This is a genomic window from Tabrizicola sp. YIM 78059 (genome assembly GCF_004959785.1).
Taxonomy (GTDB): Bacteria; Pseudomonadota; Alphaproteobacteria; order Rhodobacterales; family Rhodobacteraceae; genus Tabrizicola; species Tabrizicola caldifontis.
This window is the reverse complement of sequence record NZ_SJZH01000003.1, coordinates 155,557-176,339: the sequence shown is the minus strand read 5'-3', so window position 1 is coordinate 176,339 and position 20,783 is coordinate 155,557. Positions and strand designations below refer to the sequence as shown.

Here is a 20,783-nt window from a genome sequence, read left to right as displayed (position 1 = left end):
AGGCCGTTCGGAGAGCCCATGACCCCGCACCAGTTCCGCACCCGCGTCTATTATGAAGACACCGACCTCGCGGGCATCGTCTATTATGCGAACTACCTGAAGTTCATCGAGCGTGCCCGGACGGAATGGGTGGCGTCGCTGGGCGTGGACCAGATGGCGCTGAAGGCGCGCGACGGGATCGTCTTTGCCGTGCGGCGGGTTGAGGCAGATTTCCTGCGTCCCGCCCGCTTCGGCGACGATCTTCTTGTCGAGACCACGTTGACCGCGCTGGGCGGGGCCAGGATCGGGCTGGAACAGCTGATTACGCGCGCAGGCGAGCGGCTGTTCGTGGCGCAGGTCACCCTGGTCTGCCTGACAGAGGACGGCCATGCCGCGCGGCTGCCAGCTGAGGTGCGGGCAAGGCTGGCGGGGCCGGTGCACTGAACCGGATACGGTGGGGCGTCGTTGATGGCGCCACCCCTCGCCGCCGAGGCGCCTGTGCCGCGCGAGCAGGAAACCCGGCCAGCAGCATCCGCCCTCACCGGGCGGCGAATCCTTGCTGCCCACACCATTGTGTTGGCAAAGCCCTTCCAATCTTGATACAAACTCGGCTAACGGCGCTGGGAAACGGCCCGATCAACAAGAGCAGGCGTATGGACACCAACACCCTTGCGATGGCGCAGGAGATCGATTTCTCCATGGTCGCCCTCTTTGCCCGTGCCACCTTCACGGTGAAGCTGGTCATGATCGCCTTGCTGATCATGTCCTTCTGGTCCTGGGCGATCATCATCCAGAAGCACATCCAGTTCCGCCGCGCGCGGGGTGAGGCGACGATTTTCGATCGGGCCTTCTGGTCGGGCGAGCCGCTGGACGAGCTGTTCGAGAGGATCGGGCCAGACCCGCAGGGCCAGTCGGAAAAGATCTTCGCCGCCGGAATGCTGGAATGGCGCCGCAGCCACAAGCAGGACGGCGGGCTGATCGCAGGTGCGCAGGCGCGGATCGACCGGGCGATGAACGTGGCCATCGCGCGGGAAAGCGAAGAGCTGAACCGTGGTCTCAGCTTCCTGGCCACCACGGGGTCCACCGCACCCTTCATCGGCCTGTTCGGGACGGTCTGGGGGATCAAGCACAGTTTCGAGCAGATCGCCATCAGCCAGAACACCAACCTGGCCGTGGTGGCCCCGGGTATCGCCGAGGCGCTTCTGGCCACGGGCATCGGCCTGGTGGCCGCGATTCCGGCGGTGGTTTTCTACAACAAGCTGAATGCCGACAGCGAGCGGATCGTGGGCGGCTACGAAAGCTTTGCCGACGAATTCGCGACGATCCTGTCGCGCCAGCTGGATTCCTGAGCCGTGGGTGCCGGGGTCATCAAATCGGCCGGTGGTGGTGGCCGGCGCGTCAGGCGTCGCGGCCGGTCGGCCGCGATGAGCGAGATCAACGTCACGCCCTTTGTGGATGTGATGTTGGTTCTTCTGATCATCTTCATGGTGGCAGCACCGATGCTGACGGTAGGCGTGCCTGTGGAACTGCCGAAGACGGCTGCAGGTGCCTTGCCGACGGAACAGGAGGAACCGCTGACCGTCTCCATCACGGCGGACGGGCGCATAGCGATCCAGACGACCGAGGTGGCCGATGCCGAGATGATCCCGAAACTGCGGGCGATCGCGGCCGAGCGGACCTCGAAGAAGGTGTTCCTGCGGGCTGACGGGACGATTCCCTACGAACGGGTGGCGCAGGTGATGGGGGCGCTGAACGCGGGCGGCTTCAACGAGATCGGTCTGGTGACCGATGCGCAGGGGCCAAGCTTTGGCGGCGGGGCCGCGTCTGATGCTGCGGGCGACGCGGGATCGGGCGGCTAGGGCGCGGGATGCAGACGGGAACGATCTATTCGGGGATCGGACATGCAGGGGTGATCCTCTGGGTCCTGGTCGGGGATTGGCTGTTCGCGCCGAAACCCGCCGAAGAGATCATTGCGACGCAGGTCTCGATCCTGACCAGCGCCGAATTTGCGGCCCTTCAGGCAGCGGCGACGCCAGATCCCGTGGAAGAGCCGGCCCCGGTGCGACCGCAGGCACGGCCCGATCCGCAGCCGGCGCCAGAGCCCGAACCCGCACCCCCGCCTGCCCCGGAACCTGCCCCGCAGCCGGCGCCCGAACCCGTGCCAGAGCCGGAACCAGAACCTGCCCCCAGCGATGCCGTGCAGGCTGAAGTGGAGCAGCCGCTGCCCTCGCCCTCGACCGAGATCCAGCCCGCGCCGCGTGCGGCCGAGATCGTGGCGCCAAGCCCGGTCGAGGTGCAGCCGGAGGTGCCGACTTCGGACACGCCGACGCCCGCCGTCAGCGACCAGCCGGCCGAGGCCGAGGTCGTGCAGGAAACCCCTACCGAGGAAACCGCGCCCGAGGTAACCGGCGACGTTCTGCTGACCGAGGCGAATCGCGACCAGACGGCGGCGACGGGTATGACCACCTCGATCCGGCCGCGAGCCAAGCCCGAGCGTCTTGCGCCCCCGCAGCCCGAGCCGGAGGTGGCGGCCGCCGCGCCACCGCGCGAGACGCCGCAGGAACAGCCGGTCGACAACCAGGCAACCGAGGATGCGATCGCGGCGCTCCTGGCCGAGGCGGCCTCGGAACCGGCGCCGACGCCGGCGCCCACCGGCGGGCAGAACCGTCCCCAGGGGCCACCGCTGACCGGGGGCGAGATGGGCGACATCTCCAGCGCCATCGCGCGGCGCTGGAACCTTGGCGCTGCGTCGACCGATGTCCTGCGCAGCATGGTGGTGATCCGGGTGACCTTCGGGCCGGACGGTCGCCCCACAGATTTCCAGCTCATCGAGTCGAATGGTCCGAACCAGGCGGCGATCGACAACCTGTTCCAGATCGCGCGGCGGGCGGTGAACCGGACCCACAGCGAAGGCGGCATACCGCTGCCGCCGGACAAGTACGACACCTGGCGCGTGCTGGATCTGGTCTTCGATGCCAACGGGATGCGGTTCAGATGATCGTCAGAAGCACTGAAATGTCGCCCAGACGTCCCACTTCTCCCGCATGATCGCGGGCAACGACACGAGAAACGGAGCATGAGGCCGATGACAGCACCCATGAGAACTGCCTTCCGAACCCTGTTTGCGCTGGTCCTTGGCGTGACGGTCCTTGCGGCCCCGGTCGCGGACCCGGCCATGGCGCAGAACGCACCGCCGCGCATCGTGATCGGTCCCGGCGTGATCGAGCCGATGCCGATCGCGGTGCCCACCTTCATCGACGAGGGCGGCGCAGGGCAGTATGCGCGCGACATCACGCGAGTGGTGATTTCCGACCTGACCGGGACGGGCTTCTTCCGCAACATCGGCGAAGAGGCCTACATCAGCCGGATCACCAGTTTCGACGGCGGGATCGCCTTCGAGGACTGGAAGGCCATCAATGCCCAGGTTCTGGTGACGGGCGCGGTTTCGGTCGCGGGCGACCGGATCACGGTGAAGTTCCGGGCCTATGACGTGTTCAACGGCACCACGCTGGAGGGTGCGGCGTTGCAATTTGCGGGCACGACCCAGGGCTGGCGGCGCATGGCGCACAAGGTTGCCGATGTCGTCTATTCCAAGATCACAGGCGAGGGCGGCTATTTCGACAGCCGGGTGGTGTTCGTCAGCGAGTCGGGGCCGAAGAACCAGCGGCTCAAGCGGCTGGCAGTGATGGATTACGATGGCGCGAACGTCCAGTATCTGACGGACAGCAGCAGCATCGTGCTGGCCCCGCGTTTCTCGCCCACCGGTGACCGCATCCTTTACACCAGCTACGAGACCGGTTTCCCCCGGATCACCCTGATGGACGTTGCCACGCTGCGCCGCCAGACGCTGGAAGAACAGCCGGGCACGATGACCTTTGCCCCCCGCTTCAGCCCCGATGGGCGCACCATCGTCTTCAGTCTGGAACGCGGTGGCAATACCGACATATATGCACTGGACGTGGGCAGCGGCGCCTTGCGGCAGCTGACGAATGCCCCCTCGATCGAGACGGCGCCAAGCTTCAGCCCCGATGGCAGCCGCATCGTGTTCGAGTCCGACCGGACAGGCACGCCGCAGCTTTACATCATGCCGGCCAGCGGCGGCGAAGGCGTGCGGATTTCAGGCGGGCAGGGGCGCTATGGCACCCCGGTCTGGTCGCCGCGCGGCGACCTGATCGCCTTCACCAAGCAGCATCAGGGCCGCTTCCACATCGGCGTGATGCGCACCGACGGCAGCGAAGAGCGCCTGCTGACGGCCAGCTTCCTGGACGAGGGCCCGACCTGGGCGCCGAACGGGCGGGTGATCATGTTCACCCGTGAAACCAGCGGCGCAGGCGGGCAGGCCACGCTGTGGTCGGTGGACATCACCGGACGGAACCTGAAGCAAATCCCGACCGACGGCCCGGCCAGCGATCCGGCCTGGTCGCCGCTATTGCCCTGAAACGTGCCGCGCCGCCGGATTCCCACGGCGGCGCAAACCTGATACTGTGGCCACAATCGAGCCAACAAGAAGGATGACCTCCATGACCCTTGCCGTGAAATCCCTGCTGCTTGTCGCCGCGCTGGCACTTGCCGCCTGCAAGAACCCCGACCGTTACGGTTCCGGCGGCCCCGGTGGCGCTGGCGGCCCGGGCGGCATGGGCGGGATCGACACCACGGGTCTGGGTGATCCGAACAACCCGTCCTCGATCGCCTATTTCAACCAGCGTGTCGGTGACCGCGTGCTGTTCGCGGTGGACCAGTCCACGCTGAGCCCCGAAGCGAGGCAGATCCTGACGGCGCAGGCACAGTGGCTGCTGACCAACACCGGCTATGCCGCGATCATCGAGGGCCATGCCGACGAACAGGGCACGCGTGAATACAACCTGGCGCTGGGCGCGCGGCGCGCGGCGGCGGTGCAGAACTTCCTGATCAGCCAGGGTGTGCCGGCCAGCCGCCTGCGCACGATCAGCTACGGCAAGGAGCGTCCGATTGCCGTGTGTTCGGACGAATCCTGCTATTCGCAGAACCGCCGCGCCGTCACGGTGCTGTCGGCCGGGGCGGGCATGTAAGCGATGCGCTTCGCTCTGGTCCTGTTCCTTTCGCTGCTGCCGGTCCTGGGCCATGCCCAGGACCGGACGCAGACGTTGGCCGACATCCGGGCGGAGCTGGCAATGCTCGCGGCCGAATTCAACGCGCTCAAGGCCGAGCTGGTGACCACCGGCGCGATGACCAGCGGGGCAGCGGGCGGTGATGCGCTGTCGCGGATGGACGCGATCGAGGCGACGCTAGCCCGGCTGACCGCACGGGCCGAAGAGGTGGAACTGCGCGTGAACCGGGTGGTGGCGGATGGCACCAACCGGATCGGTGACATCGAATACCGGCTGTGCGAGGTGACGCCGGGCTGCGATCCGGGCAACCTTGGCGCGACGCCGACCCTCGGGGGAGACACGGGCGCTGCGGTGGCGGCACCGGCCGTGGTGAACCCCGGGGTCAGCACGGGAACGGGTGGGGCAGAGCTTGCCGTCAGCGAACAGGCGGACTTCGACCGGGCCAAGGAGGTGCTCGGTCAAGGTGACTTTCGCGGTGCTGCAACGCTCTTTGAGACCTTTGCCCAATCCTATCCTGGCGGGCCGCTGACTCAGGAGGCGATGTTCCTGCGCGGCGAGGCGCTAAGCCGCCTGGGCGAGACTTCGGCTGCCGCGCGGGCCTACCTGGACGCATACACCGCGAACCCGACCGGAACCTTCGCCGCGGATTCGGTGCTGAAGCTGGGCGAGGCGCTGGGCGCGCTGGGCCAGGTCGACGCCGGATGCCAGACGCTTGCAGCGGTCGGGATCGAGTTTCCGGGCAGCATCCAGGCTTCGCAGGCCAGCGTGGCAATGCAGGGGCTGGGGTGCCGGTAAGGACGGAGCGGCTGATCGGGCTGATCCGCGAGCGGTTGCCCGAGGGCCAGACCATCGGCATTGCGCTGTCGGGCGGTGGGGATTCCACCGCCCTTCTGCATCTGGCGCTGCGGGCGGGGTTCAGGGTGCGCGCGGTGACAGTGGATCATGGCCTGCGCCCCGAAAGCGCCGCCGAGGCGGCAGCGGTGGGGCGTGATTGCACGGCGCTTGGCGTGGCCCATGAGGTGCGGGTCTGGACGCATGGTGAGATACAGGGCAATCTGATGGATGCGGCGCGGCGCGCACGTATGGCACTGATCGCCGACTGGGCGCGGGGCGCAGGGATTGCCCATGTCGCACTTGGCCATACCCGCGACGATCAGGCCGAGACCTTTCTGATGGGGCTTGCCCGGCAGGCGGGAATCGCCGGCCTGTCGGGAATGCGGCGCATCTGGGCCGAGCAGGGGGTCACCTTCCACCGTCCCCTTCTGGACGCAGGACGCGCAGAGCTGCGCGACTGGCTCTCAGCGCAAGGGATTGCCTGGATCGACGATCCGACCAACGAGAACAACCGGTTCCAGCGGGTCAGGGCACGGGCGGTGCTGGCGGCTCTGGCGCCGCTCGGGATCACGGCTGAGGGTCTGGCGGGGGTGGCGGGCCATCTGGCTCAGGTGCAGGCGGCGCTGGCGGTGCAGGTGCGCGCGGCAGCCGCACATCTGCGGGTCGAGGCCGGGGCCTTGCAGGTCGGGCTGGGGCTTTGGGAGGAGCCGGAGGAGGTGCAGCGCCAGGTGCTGGTGGCCGCCCTGCGATGGCTGAATGGAGCGGATTACGCGCCCCGCGCGGCCGATCTGGCACGTTTCGCTGGCGCCATGCGGGCAGGGCGCGCGGCGACACTGGCCGGGGTACGTTTCACGCGGGGCTGGCTGTGCCGCGAGGCACGGGTTTTGGGCAGGCCGGTTGCCGTGGGTGAGGTCTGGGACGGGCGCTGGCAGGTGACGGGCCCCGAGGGCGAGGTGCGCTCCCTGGGCGGCGAAGGGTTGCGGCAGGTGCCCGGCTGGCGGGCGACTGGTCTGTCGCGTGAGGTGCTGGCGGTGACGCCGGCCGTCTGGCGTGGCGACGTGCTGCATTCCGCACCGCTTGCGGGCTGGCCGAACGGCTGGTCGGCACGTCTTGACGCACCCGAGGGCCTTTTCGGACTCTGCGATTGAACACGGGCGGCAAAAGCTTATCTTGGGCACAAAGACGGTCCGCGCCCGTTCCGGGCCCCGCGGACAATTGAGGAGATGCCTTGTGGGCAATGCACGCAACATAGCGTTCTGGGTCGTTCTGCTGATCCTGGTCATGGCGCTGTTCCAGCTGTTTTCCGGCAACACGACCACGATGTCGTCACGGTCGCTCAGCTATTCGGAATTCATCAACCGCGTGGAGGACGGGCAGGTTTCAAGCGTCGTGCTGGACGGAGAGCGGGTGGTGGTCCGCGCGAAGGACGGCAACACCTATGTCACGATCCGTCCGCAGGGTGAGATCCTGACTGACACGCTGACCCGAGACCTGATCGCCAAGGGCGTGGAAGTCACCGCCGAACCGCAGGCGCAGTCGGGCTTCATGTCGCTTCTGTCGCTGTGGCTGCCCTTCATCGTGCTGATCGGCATATGGCTGTTCTTCATGAACCGGATGCAGGGCGGGGGACGCGGCGGCGCGATGGGCTTTGGCAAGTCGCGCGCGAAGCTTTTGACGGAAAAGCAGGGTCGCGTCACCTTCGACGACGTGGCCGGCATCGACGAGGCCAAGGAGGAGCTTGAGGAGATCGTCGAATTCCTGCGCAACCCGCAGAAGTTCAGCCGCCTGGGCGGCAAGATCCCGAAGGGCGCGCTGCTGGTCGGCCCTCCGGGCACCGGAAAGACGCTTCTGGCCCGTGCTATCGCAGGTGAGGCTGGGGTGCCGTTCTTCACCATCTCTGGCTCGGACTTCGTGGAGATGTTCGTAGGCGTCGGCGCCAGCCGTGTGCGTGACATGTTCGAGCAGGCCAAGAAGAACGCCCCCTGCATCGTCTTCATTGACGAGATCGACGCCGTGGGCCGCGCGAGGGGCGTGGGCATCGGGGGCGGCAACGACGAACGCGAGCAGACGCTGAACCAGCTTCTGGTGGAAATGGACGGGTTCGAGGCGAATGAGGGTGTCATCATCGTCGCAGCCACCAACCGCAAGGACGTGCTGGACCCCGCGCTTCTGCGCCCTGGCAGGTTCGACCGGCAGATCCATGTGCCGAACCCCGATATCAAGGGACGCGAGAAGATCCTGTCGGTCCATGCCCGCAAGGTGCCGCTGGGTCCGGATGTGGACCTGCGGACGATCGCGCGCGGCTCGCCCGGCTTTTCGGGGGCCGACCTGATGAACCTGGTGAACGAGGCCGCGCTCATGGCCGCGCGGGTCGGCCGCCGTTTCGTCACGATGGATGATTTCGAGCGCGCCAAGGACAAGGTGATGATGGGCGCAGAGCGCCGGTCGATGGTGCTGACCGACGACCAGAAGGAAAAGACCGCCTATCACGAGGCCGGCCATGCCATCGTCGGTCTGACGCTGCCTAAGTGTGATCCCGTCTACAAGGCGACGATCATCCCGCGCGGCGGCGCCTTGGGGATGGTGGTCAGCCTGCCCGAGATGGACCGGCTTCAGATGCACAAGGACGAGGCGAAGCAGCGCATCGCCATGACCATGGCGGGCAAGGCGGCCGAGATCATCAAGTATGGCGAAGAGGGCGTGTCCTCTGGGCCCGTGGGCGACATCCAGCAGGCCTCGAGCCTGGCGCGCGCCATGGTCATGCGTTGGGGCATGTCCGACAAGATCGGCAATGTCGATTACTCGGAGGCGCACGAGGGCTATCAGGGCAACACGGCAGGCTTCTCGGTCAGCGCGCAGACCAAGCAGCTGATCGAGGCCGAGGTGAAGGCCCTGATCGACGAGGGCTACGAGACCGCGCGGCGCATCCTGCTGGAGCGCCACGAGGATTTCGAGCGTCTGGCCAAGGGTTTGCTGGAGTATGAGACGCTTACCGGCGACGAGATCCGCAAGGTGATTGCCGGAGAGCCCCTGGGTGGCGACGACGATGCCGACAAGCCGGCCCCGAGCGGTGGCGGTGGGGCCTCGGTTGCGGCGATTCCCAAGACGCGCGGCCGCGGCGCGAAGCCCGGTCCCGAGCCCGAGCCAGCGCCCTTGTGACGGAATGTGACAACGTAAGGCCCCGCTTCGGCGGGGCCTTTTGCATGGGCGGGACAGCCGTTACCCTGTGCCACCCGCAGACGGAGGCAAGGGCGTGATCGCGGCACACAGGACAGCAGAAGACCGGCTGGTGCGGATGGACCTGACGCGCGAGCATCTGCGCGACGCCATCTGGATCGACCTGAGAGCGCCGACCGTAGCGGAAGAGGATGCGGTCGAAGCGGCCCTTGGCATCGACATTCCCACGCGCGAGGACATGCAGGAGATCGAGGTCTCGTCCCGGATCTACCGCGAGGACGGGGCGCTGTTCCTGACGGCGCAGGTGGTGGCCACCGATGCCGCCCGGGCAATCGAGATTGGCCCGGTCACCTTCGTTGTGCTGCCCGACAGGCTGGTCAGCGTGCATTACCATCATCCGGGGTCTTTCGACTCTTTCGCTGACTGGGCCTCGCGGCACGACACGCCGCTGAAATGCGGGGTCGATGCGTTGCTGGGATTGCTGGAGGCGGTGGTGGACCGGCTGGCCGACATCCTGGAGGCCGAGGCACGGCGGCTTGATGGTCTGTCGCGGCAACTGTTCGCCCCCGACCGGGGTGCCGCGAACGGCGAGGACCTGTCTGACCTGCTGCGCAGGATCGGTCTGGCCGAGGACGTGAACGCCAAGGCAAGTGAAAGCCTGGGTACTCTTGTGCGGCTGGTGGGCTATCTGACGGTGGACAAGGAAGCGCATTCACCGTTGCGCATGGGGCAGGCGACGCGCACCCGGGCCAAGACCCTGTTGCAGGACATCCGCAGCCTGCACGAAGTGGTTGGCGCGCAGGCCGAGAAGGTCCGCTTCCTGCTGGATGCGACGCTGGGGGTGATCAGCATCCGTCAGTCGGACGTGATAAAGATCTTTTCGGTCGTTGCCTTTGTATTCCTGCCGCCGACGCTGATTGCCAGCATCTACGGGATGAACTTCGAGCACATGCCGGAACTGTCCTGGACCTGGGGCTATCCGATGGCGCTGGGGTTGATGGTTCTTTCGGCACTGGTGCCCTGGCTGATCTTTCGCTGGAAGAAATGGCTGTAGAAGAGGAGAGGCGATGCCTGCCCTGATCCCGACCGACCATGTGGCCCGTGTCGTCTGGCTGGGTTATCAGCCTGTGCCGGTGGAGAAGCTAGTGATCACCGCACAGCCGCTGATGGAAATGCCGCTGAGTTTCTCGGGCTTCGCGGGCGAGGTGCATTCCGGTCTGACGCGGCCGTCGTGCAGCCGGGTCGTGAAGCAGCATCCGAAGGGCACCGAGATCAGGAATGTCCGGCAGCTTTGCGTGGTCAGTGCCGAGGAAATGGCCGAGGTCGCCCGCGACATGGGGCTGTGCGCGATGGATTACGCCTGGGTCGGCGCCTCTCTGGTGGTCGAGGGCATCCCGGATTTCACCCATGTCCCGCCGTCGAGCCGGTTGCAGGGGCCGGACGGGGTGACGCTGGTCGTGGACATGGAGAACCTGCCTTGTCAGGAGCCGGCGGTGACCATCGACAGGGCATTGCCCGGGCAGGGCAAGGCGTTCAAGGCAGCCGCCGCGGGCAAGCGGGGCGTGACGGCCTGGGTCGAGCGCGAAGGGATCCTGCGGCTGGGCGACGAGCTGCGGTTGCACGTTCCGGCACAAAGGCCCTGGCGCGGGTGATCCGGCTGGCCCTGGGCGGGCGCAGCCCCCAGACACCCGGCGGGATGTTTGCGCACAGAGGATGGGCAGATACAGCCGAATTTTCCGGCTTTGGTGCCGTGGTTTCTTATGGGAAACAGGTCAGGGCGAATTTCGCGGTTTTCAGGTCGGAAACCGGCCTAGGCATCGCCGTTTCGCCCGGTATCACGTCGCAAACGGAACAACCTGCCCCGTGGGAGACGCGACATGGCCTTCAAGACCGACATCGAAATTGCGCGCGAAGCGAAGAAGAAGCCGATCATGGAGATCGGGGCAAAGCTTGGCATCCCGGCCGAGCATCTGTTGCCCTACGGCCATGACAAGGCCAAGGTCAGCCAGGAGTTCATCAAGAGCCTGGCCGGCAAGCCCGACGGCAAGCTGATCCTCGTCACCGCGATCAACCCGACGCCGGCGGGTGAGGGCAAGACCACGACCACGGTGGGCCTGGGCGACGGGCTGAACCGGATCGGCAAGAAGGCGGTGATCTGCATCCGCGAGGCGTCCCTGGGCCCGAACTTCGGGATGAAGGGCGGCGCGGCGGGCGGCGGCATGGCCCAGGTCGTGCCGATGGAGGAAATGAACCTTCACTTCACGGGTGACTTCCATGCGATCACCTCGGCCCACAACCTGCTGGCGGCCATGATCGACAACCACATCTACTGGGGCAACGAACTTGGCATCGACGAGCGCCGCGTGGTCTGGCGCCGGGTGATGGACATGAACGACCGCGCGCTGCGCGACATCGTGGTCAGCCTCGGCGGGGTATCGAACGGCTTCCCGCGTCAGACCGGGTTCGACATCACGGTCGCCTCGGAAGTCATGGCTATCCTGTGCCTCGCCAACGACCTGGAAGATCTGCAGAAGCGTCTGGGCGATATCGTGGTGGCCTATACCCGCGACAAGAAGCCGATCTACTGCCGCGACCTCAAGGCCGACGGCGCGATGACGGTGCTTCTGAAGGACGCGATGCAGCCGAACCTGGTGCAGACGCTGGAAAACAACCCCGCCTTCGTCCACGGCGGCCCCTTCGCCAACATCGCGCATGGCTGCAACAGCGTCATCGCCACGAAGACGGCGCTGAAGCTGGGCGAGTACGTCGTGACCGAGGCGGGCTTCGGCGCCGACCTCGGGGCCGAGAAGTTCTTTGACATCAAGTGCCGCAAGGCCGGGCTGAAACCCGCCGCTGCGGTGATCGTGGCCACGGTCCGCGCGATGAAGATGAACGGCGGCGTGGCCAAGGCAGATCTCGGCACCGAGAATGTCGAGGCAGTGAAGAAGGGCTGTCCGAACCTCGGCCGCCACATCGCCAACGTCAAGAGCTTCGGCGTGCCGGTCGTCGTGGCGATCAACCACTTCTACAGCGACACCGATGCCGAGATTGCCGCCGTCAAGGCCTATGTCGCCGAACAGGGCGCCGAGGCGGTTCTGTGCAAGCACTGGGCGCAGGGCTCTGCCGGGATCGAGGATCTGGCGCGCGCCGTGGTCAAGCTTGCCGAAAGCGGCGCCTCGACCTTCGCGCCGCTTTATCCCGACGAGATGGGCCTGTTCCAGAAGATCGAGACCATCGCCAAGCGCATCTACCACGCCGACGAGGTGCTGGCCGACAAGTCGATCCGCGACCAGCTGAAGGCCTGGGAGGCCGCGGGCTATGGTCACCTGCCGATCTGCATGGCCAAGACGCAATACAGCTTCTCGACCGACCCCAACCTGCGCGGCGCGCCGACGGGCCATTCGGTCCCGGTGCGCGAGGTGCGACTGTCGGCCGGCGCGGGCTTCATCGTGGTGATCTGCGGCGAGATCATGACCATGCCGGGCCTGCCCAAGGTGCCGAGCGCCGAGGTGATCCGCCTGAACGAACAGGGCCAGGTCGAGGGCCTGTTCTAAGCGGTCGCATTGCCTATGGCGGGGCATCCCCTTATCTCGGGGGTGCCTCGCCCAGGGAGACGACGATGCGAAAGCCCGCAGACTGCACGACAATGGCCCATATCCGGGCTGAGATCGACCGGCTGGACGAGGATCTCGTCCGGCTCTTTGCAGAGCGGGCGGCCTATATCGACCGCGCGGCCGAGATCAAGGCAGAGGCCGACCTGCCCGCCCGGATCGAGGCCCGCGTCGAGGAAGTGGTACGGAACGTCCGCCGCCATGCTGCCACCTACGGGCTGCCGCCCGATCTGGTGGAAAAGCTTTGGCGACGGCTGATCGACTGGTCCATCGCGCGCGAGGAAAGCAAGCTTGGACCGGACAGTCTGAGGAAGGGATGAGCGCGGGATGCCTGCCACGCTGATTGACGGCAAGGCCATTGCGGCCCGAATGCGTGAGGAAACGCGGGCTGAGGCCGCACGGCTGACGGCACTGGGCTGGACGCCGCGGCTGGTGTCGATCTCGGTCGGCGATGTGGCAGCGGCAGAGCTTTACGTCCGCAACCAGCAGAAGTCGGCCGAAGCCTCGGGCGTTGGATTCGAGGCGCGGAACTATCCCGAGACGATCAGCCTGGAGCAATTGCAGGGCGTGCTGGCAGGTCTGAACGCGGATCCGAGGGTGAACGGGATCATCATCCAGCGGCCGCTGCCTTCGCACATCCCGGTGAAGGCGTTGCAGAAGGCCGTACATCCCCTGAAGGATGTCGAGGGTATGCATCCCGCCTCGATCGGCAATATCGTGTACAACGATCTGGTGCTGGGCCCTTGCACCGCAGTCGCCGCGGTCGAGATCCTGAAGACCCTGCCGCTGAGGATGGAAGGGCTGGATGTCTGCGTGATCGGGCATTCCGAAATCGTGGGCAAGCCCATCGCCTTCCTGATGATGGGGCTGGGGGCTACGGTCACGGTCTGCCACCACATGACGCGCCAGGTCGCGGTGCACAGCCGGGCGGCGGATGCCGTCTTTGTGGCGGTAGGCAAGCCCGGCCTGGTGCGCGGCGAGATGCTGAAACCCGGCGCGGCGCTGATCGACATAGGCATCAACCGTGTTGACGGCCGCACTGTGGGAGATGCGGATTTTGCCAGTTGCGCCGAGGTAGCGGGATGGATCACGCCGGTCCCCGGCGGGGTGGGGCCGGTGACCGTGGCGATCCTGATGAAGAACGCGGTGCTGGCGACGCAGCTGCAGATGGAACATTACCGCACTGCCTTTGCGGCGGCGGTCTAGGGGGAGGGATGGCGATGACGGCCAGGGTGATAGACGGCAAGGCCTTTGCGGCACGGGTGCGGGCGCAGGTCGCGGAACATGTGGCACGGCTGAAGGAGGAGAACGGGATCCAGCCAGGTCTTGCCGTGGTGCTGGTGGGCGAGGATCCGGCCTCGAAGGTCTATGTCAGGAACAAGCATGCCTCGACGATCGAGGTCGGGATGGCAAGCTTCGAGCATCGCCTGCCGGCCGAGACATCGGAAGCCGACCTTCTGGCACTGATCGACCGGTTGAACGCGGACCCGAAGGTGCACGGGATTCTGGTGCAGCTGCCGCTGCCGGGGCATCTGAACTCGGAACTGGTCATCAACCGGATCAATCCGGCGAAGGATGTGGACGGGTTCCACATTTCCAATGTCGGGCTGCTGGGAACCGGGCAGAAGGCAATGGTGCCCTGCACACCACTGGGATGCCTGATGATGCTGCGGGATCACCACGGCAAGCTTGCCGGGCTCGAGGCGGTTGTGGTGGGCCGGTCGAACATCGTCGGGAAGCCGATGGCGCAGCTTCTTCTGGGTGACAGCTGCACAGTGACGATCGCGCACAGCCGGACGAAGAACCTGGCCGAGGTCTGCCGCCGCGCCGACATCCTGGTTGCGGCGGTAGGCCGGCCAGAGATGATCACCGGCGACATGGTGAAGCCGGGGGCTACGGTGATCGATGTCGGCATCAACCGGATCGAGCGCGATGGGAAGGGTGTCCTGGTGGGCGACGTGCATTACACAAGCGCAGCAGAGGTTGCGGGGGCGATCACCCCGGTGCCGGGTGGTGTCGGGCCCATGACCATTGCCTGCCTTCTGGCCAACACGCTGACTGCCTGCTGCCGGGCGCATGGACTGGCCGAGCCCGAAGGGCTGACCGCTTAGGCTGGGCAGCACGCCACCTACCTGGGCATCGGAATGGCAAGGACGCGCGGGCCGGTCAGGACTGCCAGTGCATCCTGCGCCATCAGGGTGGCCAGTGCCGGATCATCGCAGCGCAGGCCTCCGGTGTAGGTGCCGTAGGCGGGCAGGATAAGCCGGCTCGAGTCGACCAGGAAACAGGGGCGCCACTGGCCGGCAAGCTGGGCTTTCGGGTGGTAGTGTCCCGATATCTCTGCACGGTCTGCCGGGTCGGCAATGTGGCGGAAGGTGAAGGGCCGCAGACCGAGTTCGGACCGGTGAGAGCCGCCGAGTTCGATCGGGCCGGGGTCGTGGTTGCCGGTGATCCAGATCCAGGTGCGCCCGGCGATCAACCGGGCAAGCCAGAGACGGGATGTGTCATCAAGGCCATTGGCGGCGGCAAGGTCATCGAAGCTGTCGCCAAGGCAGATGACTGTGCTGGCCCCCGTGGCGTCGATATCTCGGTCGAGCTTTTCCAGAGTCGCGTGCGTTTCATACGGCGGCAACAGCGCTCCGCTGCGGCGTGCAAAGCGTTCGGATCTGCCGAGATGCAGGTCAGAAACGGCAAGCAATCCACTTGCGGGCCAGAACATGGCCCCTGATGGCATCAGGTGCAGGGTTTCGCCCCAAAAACTGCAAGGGACCATCGGTCGTGACACGCCTGTTTCACGGGCGAACGCCCGGGATCAGGATCATCCTATGACAAAGACCGCGCGGAGCCGCCAGCGCAATCTGAACGGTGGAAGCGAACAACCCCGGACCAGATTTGGGCTCGGAATGCGCCCGAAATCAGCCCCTGTAGCAGGTGGCCTTCTTGCCAGAACCGGCCGGCGAGCAGACCCAGCTTGCTCCCCTGGCAAGGCCCCGCGCCTTGATGATCGCCGCGCGGGTGCGGGCGATGGCTTCGGCATTCGAAATCGGCCTTGCTGCGTTGGCGAACCAGTCGAACTGGACGGACGGACGCGAGGAACGGTCCTCTGACGCAAGGACCGGCATGCCGGACAAGACCGCTATTGCCGCCACCGCGACCAGCCCGAAGCGCTTTCTAGCCATCGCACGATCCCCCTGATGGGTGCGGCGCGAACGCCGCACGTCAACAAGGGATTCATGCCGGTCTTTCTGGCCCAAATCGGTCGGGAAATGGGCGATTTCAGGAATTGTCCGGCAGGGTGCGCTTGTCCACGCGCCAGTCGGGCAGTCCGAAGCCATCACGCCAGGGGTAGACTTCGGGCTGGTTGAAATAGACCGAGCCAATCAGCAGAGGCATGTTCGGCCGGGTCTGGCGAACCTGGTTTTCCCAAAGGTTTACATAGGCTTCGCGGCCGGAATAGCCCACCTCGGCCACAAGGATCGGCTTGCCGAAGCCCTTGAGCCGATCATAGCGTTCGGTCAGCCAGTCCTCGAACGTCTTCGCTCCTCCCAGGACTTTCTCCTCCCAGGGTTCCAGTCCGAAGATCGACATGCCCACAATGTCGACATAATCGTCACCGGGATAGTATTCGGTCGCATTTTCCAGCCCCAGTGGCGACCAGACAACGTTGATGTTCGGCGCCTCGTCCCGGCAGATGTCGATCATGCGGCGGTAGGCAGCAATATAGTCCTCAGGTCGCCAGCCGGCCCAGATGAAATGGCCTTCGTCATAGTCCATTTCATGCCCCCAGCGGACAGAGATCGGGCTTTGCAGCGTGCCGATCACCGAACAGATGCTACGCATGTTGGCATCGTAGTATCCCGCCCGGATCCCGTCTCGCAGGAACCTGGCCGTGTTGCGTTCGCTGCGGGTCCACGTCCATGGCTCGATGGTAATCAGAAGGGCGCGGTTGCGGGCCAGGGCATACTGGTCGACATCCAGAAGCGAGGACAGGTTCACGTCCTCCCAGGGCAGGAAGACATGTTCGATCGTCACCTGCGTGTCGGCCTGGAATTGCCCATCGGGATCGTAGACGCCGAAGGGCAGGTCGCCGGGTGGTGCTGCCTCGCCTGGCAGGGCGAGGGGCAGGCAGAGACTCAGGGCCAGTGCAACTTTTCTTGTGCCATTCATCGCAGTCTCTCCTCAGTTGAGGCCCGACGGGGGTCGAACCAATTCAAAAGTGAAACGATAGTCGGCCAGTCCGGCCTGCCCCGATCCTGCACCGGCCACCCGGGTCTGCATCTGCACCAGCTTGATGCGTTCCAGGCCCTGGGTGATGCCATAGGCACCTTCGGCCGCGCGTGAAGAATAGGCGGCGAAAGTCAGGCCGACAAGCAGGACGGTCATCGCCATCTGCAGCCCCGCATCCGCGCGGGTGCCGAAGAAGGTCCAGCCGTTTTCCGAAAGGTGATGCCAGATCGTCACCAGAACGACCGAGACATAGAGCGTTCCCGAAAGCAGCGTCAGCAGGTAGAAGCCCTTCGCCTCGGTCAGGCGCGGGCCGAAAAGTACCGGCAGGATGCAGCCCATCGCAAGTGCCGCATAGACGAGAAGCACCCCGAAGGGCAGCCGGCCGCGCGATGCTTCGCCCTTGGGGGTGATGCGGAAATCGACGAAGCGGCCGGTCACCGTGTCGCGGATCGCCATGATGCATCCCCACAGCACCCAGGGCCACTGCAGGGCGAGGAAGAGGATGCGCTCCCAGCTGATCACCGACGCATCGACCGGGCGGAAATGGCCCATGCCGTGCAAGCTCCATGCGATGGCCAGCATTACGAAGATCATCGGCAGCACATGCCCGAAATAATCGGGATAGGTGACCGCCGAATAGCGGATGTCGAAGATCACCGCCACGATGGGCAGCAGATACATGGCGCAGAAGGTCAGCGCGATCAGGGGATAGAGCAGCTGACAGAAAAGGAATTGCGCCCGCAGACGCGGGGGCAGGCTGGGCAGGTAGCGCGGCGTGTGCTGCAAGAGCAACGTGACCAGACTGCGCGACCACTGGAATTCCTGCGTCACCATGTCGGCGACGGTCGCAGGCCCGTCGCCGATCGCGATGGCGTCGATCGCATGGACGCCTTTCCAGCCGCCTGCGTTCAGGATCATCGTGGTCGAATGATCCTCGGCCAGTTCGGGGCCAAGGCCCCCGACTTCCCGCAGCGCCTTGGTGCGAACCGCGTAGTGCGATCCAATGCACATGGGGGCGAAGCCGTTGGAATAGCCCGCCTGAAGGATGCCATGGAATCCGCCTTCGGTGTGCAGTCGGGTGCGTGCCGCCCAGTTCAGCGGTGCATTGGACGAGCAGATCGACGGGGCCGAAACATAGCCGACCTCCGGGTCGGCGAAGGGGCGCAGCATCTCGCGCAGATAGCCGGGCTGAGGCACATGATCGGCGTCAAGCTGGCAGACCACGTCATAGTTCGCATAGCCCCAGTGATCATAGAAATAGGCGAGGTTGCCTTCCTTGCAGCGTGTGCGGCGTGGCCAGGTGGGGCGGTGATAATCCTTCACGCCATGCCTTGTCGAAACGCGCACCCCCCTTGCGGCGCACCAGGCCAGCGTGGTGCGCGAGGGGTTCTCGTCGGCCAGCCAGGTGTCATGCGGGATGTCCTGGGCCAGCATCGCCTCAAGCGTGCGGCGCACCACCTCGAAGGGCTCGGAAGGGGTCTTGGTGACGATCATTGCCACCCGCAGACCCAGATGCGTCGGGTCCGGCGCGGCCGAACGGACGGCACGGTGGGCGAAGGCCAGGAAGAAGGCCTGCAGGAAGGTGATCCAGCCAATGAGCAGCGACACGATCCCGAATTTCAGCCAGCCGACCCAGCCGGCGCTGCCATCGACATGAGAGGGGTCAAGCCACCAGATCCAGAACCAAAGGGCAGCTGCAATCCACAGGCCAGTCAGCAGTTGCAGCCATCGGCGCTCGGGCACCGACAGAAGCGGGACAAGCCAGGGGATGGTCGTCTCACGCGGCATGGCGCAGCCCGTAGACAAGGGCGGCATCGGTCAGAAGCGTTGTCAGATCCGACCGTTCCGCGACAAAGCCCAGCCGGTCGCGCGCGGCCGACGGGTCGGCGACCAGAGCAGGCGGGTCGCCAGGGCGGCGGGGCGCCCAGATCACCGGCATCTGCCGACCGGTCATCGCCTCGATCCCGGCGACGATCTGGCGGATCGACAGGCCCTGTCCGGTGCCAAGGTTAAGGTGCAGCGTCTCGCCCCCGTCCAGAAGGTGCCTCAGCGCCAGAACATGGGCGCGAGCGAGATCGCAGACGTGGATGTAGTCGCGGATGCAGGTGCCGTCTGGCGTGGGGTAGTCGGTGCCATAGACCTGAAGTGCCGGCCCCTGCCCGGTGGCCGCGCGCAGGGCCAGCGGCAGAAGGTGGGTTTCCGGTTCGTGCCATTCAAACAGCTCGCCTTCGGGGTCGGCGCCAGCCGCGTTAAAGTAGCGCAGCGCGGCATAGCGCAGACCATGGGCGGCGGCGTGGTCGGCAAGCATCTGTTCGCAGATCAGTTTGGTGCGACCATACGGATTGATCGGCATCTGCGGCGTCGTCTCGGCGATAGGCAGCCGGTCGGGCACGCCATAGGTGGCGCAGCTTGAGGAAAAGACGATCCGGTCTAGCCCGGCCGCGTGACAGCCCGAGATCAGTCCGATCATGCCGCCCAGATTGTTGTCGTAATAGAGGCCGGGATTCATCATGCTTTCACCGACATAGGCCGATGCGGCGAAATGGATGACGGCTTCCACCCTGTATTGGCGCAGGACCACCTCGACCGCTCCTGCATCGCGCACGTCCCCTGCCACGAAGGGGCCGTAGCGGACGGCGTCGCGGTGACCGGTCGACAGGTTGTCGAAGGCTACCGGCAGGAACCCTGCCCGGGCCAGTGCCTTGCAGGTGTGCGAGCCGATGAAGCCCGCGCCCCCAGTGACCAGGATGGCGGGCCCTGCGGTCATGACACGAGAACCGGCTTGCCAGGCATGGGGGCGCCGATGCGCTGGGCGAACCAGGCGATCGTCTTGTCAAGGCCCCGGTCCAGCGGCACCGTGGGCGCCCAGCCCAGGACGTCGCGGGCGCGGGTGATGTCGGGCCTGCGCTGGCGCGGGTCGTCCTGCGGCAGGGGCTGGAAGGTGATGGGCGTGCGGCGGCCGGTCTTGGACTGGACCAGCTCGGCCAGTTGCAGCATGGTGAACTCTCCGGGATTGCCTAGGTTTACGGGCATTTTCTCGTCGCTTGCCATGAGCCGGATCAGCCCTTCCACCAGATCGTCCACGTAGCAGAAGCTGCGGGTTTGCGAGCCGTCGCCATATACCGTCAACGGCTGGCCCCGCAGGGACTGGACGATGAAGTTAGACACCACGCGCCCGTCCTCGGGATCCATCTGCGGGCCGTAGGTGTTGAAGATGCGCGCGATCCGCGTCTCGAGCCCGCGATGCGCGCCGTATTCCCAGAACAGCGTCTCGGCCGCACGTTTGCCTTCGTCATAGCAGGCCCTGGGTCCGACGGTATTGACGCAACCCCTGTAGCTTTCGGGCTGCGGCGAGATCTCGGGGTCGCCATAGATCTCGGACGTCGAGGCCAGAAGGATCCGCGCGCCCTTGCGCTCGGCCAGGGTCAGCAGGTTGAGCGATCCCTCGATCGAGGTGCGAAAGGTGTGGATCGGGTTCGCCTGATAGCGTGGCGGCGATGCCGGGCAGGCGAGGTTGTAGATTTCGTCCACCGGACCCGAGATGGCCAGCGGCGAAATGATGTCCTGACGGATGAAGCGGAAGCGGGGATGCTTGGCCAGAGCCGCGATGTTGTCTGCCGATCCGGTCACGAGATTGTCGACACAGATCACCGACTGGCCGGAAGAAATGAGCCTTGCGCAGAGTGCCGATCCGACAAAGCCGGCGCCGCCGGCGATCACAACTACCTTTTGCCCCGGCAAACCACGCTTTCCATGGCCCGGTGTATCCAAGAAGTCACGCATTGAACCCCACCCTTCAAATCGCCGCCAATTCAAATGACCATTCCGGACCATCCGCCGATGGCGGCCGTCCAGACGGACGGGCAGC

At 65.8% G+C, this 20,783-nt stretch carries 21 protein-coding genes; 15 read left to right on the top strand and 6 right to left on the bottom strand.

The genetic code is table 11. The annotated features are described in order from the left end of the window. Window positions 1–18 precede the first annotated feature (18 nt). The 15 genes from ybgC to folD all read left to right on the top strand — a co-directional run bounded on the left by ybgC (window position 19) and on the right by folD (window position 14,799). Window positions 19–423, top strand: a complete 405-nt coding sequence (ybgC, locus tag EZM81_RS05545; protein ID WP_135448844.1) for a tol-pal system-associated acyl-CoA thioesterase — start codon at window positions 19–21, stop codon at window positions 421–423. A 209-nt stretch (window positions 424–632) separates the two neighbouring features. Further along, window positions 633–1,328 (top strand): protein TolQ, encoded by a 696-nt coding sequence (gene tolQ / locus EZM81_RS05540; protein ID WP_135448845.1) that lies wholly within the window; start codon window positions 633–635, stop codon window positions 1,326–1,328. A gap of 3 nt (window positions 1,329–1,331) precedes the next feature. After that, entirely contained in the window at window positions 1,332–1,838 is a 507-nt protein-coding gene (gene tolR / locus EZM81_RS05535) for a protein TolR (RefSeq protein ID WP_136645072.1), read from the top strand. Window positions 1,839–1,846: 8 nt separating this feature from the next. Then, window positions 1,847–2,977: a cell envelope biogenesis protein TolA gene (locus EZM81_RS05530; RefSeq protein WP_136645071.1), complete on the top strand. Its 1,131-nt coding sequence runs from the start codon at window positions 1,847–1,849 to the stop codon at window positions 2,975–2,977. Window positions 2,978–3,076: 99 nt separating this feature from the next. Then, window positions 3,077–4,417 carry a Tol-Pal system beta propeller repeat protein TolB gene (gene tolB, locus EZM81_RS05525; protein ID WP_135448848.1) on the top strand — a complete coding sequence of 447 codons (1,341 nt, stop codon included), beginning with the start codon at window positions 3,077–3,079 and terminating at the stop codon, window positions 4,415–4,417. Between the two features lie 82 nt (window positions 4,418–4,499). Next, window positions 4,500–5,027 carry a peptidoglycan-associated lipoprotein Pal gene (gene pal, locus EZM81_RS05520; RefSeq protein WP_135448849.1) on the top strand — a complete coding sequence of 176 codons (528 nt, stop codon included), beginning with the start codon at window positions 4,500–4,502 and terminating at the stop codon, window positions 5,025–5,027. Between the two features lie 3 nt (window positions 5,028–5,030). Further along, on the top strand, window positions 5,031–5,861 hold the full coding sequence (gene ybgF, locus EZM81_RS05515) for a tol-pal system protein YbgF (protein WP_135448850.1): 831 nt from the start codon (window positions 5,031–5,033) through the stop codon (window positions 5,859–5,861). Continuing rightward, entirely contained in the window at window positions 5,852–7,048 is a 1,197-nt protein-coding gene (tilS, locus tag EZM81_RS05510; protein ID WP_248298140.1) for a tRNA lysidine(34) synthetase TilS, read from the top strand. The genes ybgF and tilS overlap by 10 nt, the downstream gene beginning before the upstream one ends. Window positions 7,049–7,130: 82 nt before the next feature. After that, window positions 7,131–9,059, top strand: a complete 1,929-nt coding sequence (gene ftsH / locus EZM81_RS05505) for an ATP-dependent zinc metalloprotease FtsH (RefSeq protein WP_136645069.1) — start codon at window positions 7,131–7,133, stop codon at window positions 9,057–9,059. A gap of 94 nt (window positions 9,060–9,153) precedes the next feature. After that, a complete protein-coding gene (locus EZM81_RS05500) occupies window positions 9,154–10,131 on the top strand; it encodes a magnesium transporter CorA family protein (protein ID WP_135448853.1) in 978 nt (325 codons plus the stop codon). Between the two features lie 13 nt (window positions 10,132–10,144). Then, complete coding sequence (locus tag EZM81_RS05495) at window positions 10,145–10,729, top strand: MOSC domain-containing protein (RefSeq protein ID WP_135448854.1); 585 nt, start codon at window positions 10,145–10,147, stop codon at window positions 10,727–10,729. Window positions 10,730–10,954: 225 nt separating this feature from the next. Further along, complete coding sequence (locus EZM81_RS05490) at window positions 10,955–12,631, top strand: formate--tetrahydrofolate ligase (protein WP_136645068.1); 1,677 nt, start codon at window positions 10,955–10,957, stop codon at window positions 12,629–12,631. Between the two features lie 65 nt (window positions 12,632–12,696). Continuing rightward, the gene (locus tag EZM81_RS05485) at window positions 12,697–13,008 is read left to right on the top strand and encodes a chorismate mutase (protein WP_136645067.1); all 312 of its coding nucleotides are present in this window, start codon (window positions 12,697–12,699) and stop codon (window positions 13,006–13,008) included. A gap of 7 nt (window positions 13,009–13,015) precedes the next feature. Next, on the top strand, window positions 13,016–13,894 hold the full coding sequence (locus EZM81_RS05480; RefSeq protein WP_135448857.1) for a bifunctional 5,10-methylenetetrahydrofolate dehydrogenase/5,10-methenyltetrahydrofolate cyclohydrolase: 879 nt from the start codon (window positions 13,016–13,018) through the stop codon (window positions 13,892–13,894). Window positions 13,895–13,908: 14 nt separating this feature from the next. Continuing rightward, complete coding sequence (gene folD / locus EZM81_RS05475) at window positions 13,909–14,799, top strand: bifunctional methylenetetrahydrofolate dehydrogenase/methenyltetrahydrofolate cyclohydrolase FolD (RefSeq protein ID WP_136645066.1); 891 nt, start codon at window positions 13,909–13,911, stop codon at window positions 14,797–14,799. 17 nt (window positions 14,800–14,816) lie between these two features. On the opposite strand, the gene pdeM is transcribed toward folD, so the two are convergent. The 6 genes from pdeM to EZM81_RS05445 form a co-directional block, all read right to left on the bottom strand. Continuing rightward, window positions 14,817–15,461, bottom strand: a complete 645-nt coding sequence (pdeM, locus tag EZM81_RS05470) for a ligase-associated DNA damage response endonuclease PdeM (protein ID WP_136645213.1) — start codon at window positions 15,459–15,461, stop codon at window positions 14,817–14,819. Window positions 15,462–15,603: 142 nt separating this feature from the next. After that, the gene (locus tag EZM81_RS05465) at window positions 15,604–15,867 is read right to left on the bottom strand and encodes a hypothetical protein (protein WP_136645065.1); all 264 of its coding nucleotides are present in this window, start codon (window positions 15,865–15,867) and stop codon (window positions 15,604–15,606) included. A gap of 97 nt (window positions 15,868–15,964) precedes the next feature. Further along, a complete protein-coding gene (locus EZM81_RS05460; protein WP_135448860.1) occupies window positions 15,965–16,855 on the bottom strand; it encodes a glycoside hydrolase family 26 protein in 891 nt (296 codons plus the stop codon). 12 nt (window positions 16,856–16,867) lie between these two features. Continuing rightward, window positions 16,868–18,703, bottom strand: a complete 1,836-nt coding sequence (locus EZM81_RS05455) for a glycosyltransferase (RefSeq protein ID WP_136645064.1) — start codon at window positions 18,701–18,703, stop codon at window positions 16,868–16,870. Then, the gene (galE, locus tag EZM81_RS05450; protein ID WP_136645063.1) at window positions 18,693–19,682 is read right to left on the bottom strand and encodes a UDP-glucose 4-epimerase GalE; all 990 of its coding nucleotides are present in this window, start codon (window positions 19,680–19,682) and stop codon (window positions 18,693–18,695) included. Before galE ends, EZM81_RS05455 begins: the two co-directional genes overlap by 11 nt. Continuing rightward, window positions 19,679–20,698: a UDP-glucuronic acid decarboxylase family protein gene (locus EZM81_RS05445; RefSeq protein ID WP_136645062.1), complete on the bottom strand. Its 1,020-nt coding sequence runs from the start codon at window positions 20,696–20,698 to the stop codon at window positions 19,679–19,681. The genes galE and EZM81_RS05445 overlap by 4 nt, the downstream gene beginning before the upstream one ends. Between the last annotated feature and the right edge of the window lie 85 nt (window positions 20,699–20,783).

Bases quoted from the DNA above. Each gene is read 5' to 3' on its own strand.
- tolB (WP_135448848.1), top strand. From the start codon at position 3,077: ATGAGAACTGCCTTCCGAACCCTGTTTGCGCTGGTCCTTGGCGTGACG.
- EZM81_RS05485 (WP_136645067.1), top strand. From the start codon at position 12,697: ATGCGAAAGCCCGCAGACTGCACGACAATGGCCCATATCCGGGCTGAG.
- EZM81_RS05480 (WP_135448857.1), top strand. From the start codon at position 13,016: ATGCCTGCCACGCTGATTGACGGCAAGGCCATTGCGGCCCGAATGCGT.
- EZM81_RS05455 (WP_136645064.1), bottom strand. From the start codon at position 18,703: ATGCCGCGTGAGACGACCATCCCCTGGCTTGTCCCGCTTCTGTCGGTG.
- folD (WP_136645066.1), top strand. From the start codon at position 13,909: ATGACGGCCAGGGTGATAGACGGCAAGGCCTTTGCGGCACGGGTGCGG.
- ybgF (WP_135448850.1), top strand. From the start codon at position 5,031: ATGCGCTTCGCTCTGGTCCTGTTCCTTTCGCTGCTGCCGGTCCTGGGC.
- EZM81_RS05460 (WP_135448860.1), bottom strand. From the start codon at position 16,855: ATGAATGGCACAAGAAAAGTTGCACTGGCCCTGAGTCTCTGCCTGCCC.
- galE (WP_136645063.1), bottom strand. From the start codon at position 19,682: ATGACCGCAGGGCCCGCCATCCTGGTCACTGGGGGCGCGGGCTTCATC.
- ybgC (WP_135448844.1), top strand. From the start codon at position 19: ATGACCCCGCACCAGTTCCGCACCCGCGTCTATTATGAAGACACCGAC.
- EZM81_RS05495 (WP_135448854.1), top strand. From the start codon at position 10,145: ATGCCTGCCCTGATCCCGACCGACCATGTGGCCCGTGTCGTCTGGCTG.
- pal (WP_135448849.1), top strand. From the start codon at position 4,500: ATGACCCTTGCCGTGAAATCCCTGCTGCTTGTCGCCGCGCTGGCACTT.
- EZM81_RS05490 (WP_136645068.1), top strand. From the start codon at position 10,955: ATGGCCTTCAAGACCGACATCGAAATTGCGCGCGAAGCGAAGAAGAAG.
- EZM81_RS05445 (WP_136645062.1), bottom strand. From the start codon at position 20,698: ATGCGTGACTTCTTGGATACACCGGGCCATGGAAAGCGTGGTTTGCCG.
- pdeM (WP_136645213.1), bottom strand. From the start codon at position 15,461: ATGGTCCCTTGCAGTTTTTGGGGCGAAACCCTGCACCTGATGCCATCA.
- EZM81_RS05465 (WP_136645065.1), bottom strand. From the start codon at position 15,867: ATGGCTAGAAAGCGCTTCGGGCTGGTCGCGGTGGCGGCAATAGCGGTC.
- EZM81_RS05530 (WP_136645071.1), top strand. From the start codon at position 1,847: ATGCAGACGGGAACGATCTATTCGGGGATCGGACATGCAGGGGTGATC.
- tolQ (WP_135448845.1), top strand. From the start codon at position 633: ATGGACACCAACACCCTTGCGATGGCGCAGGAGATCGATTTCTCCATG.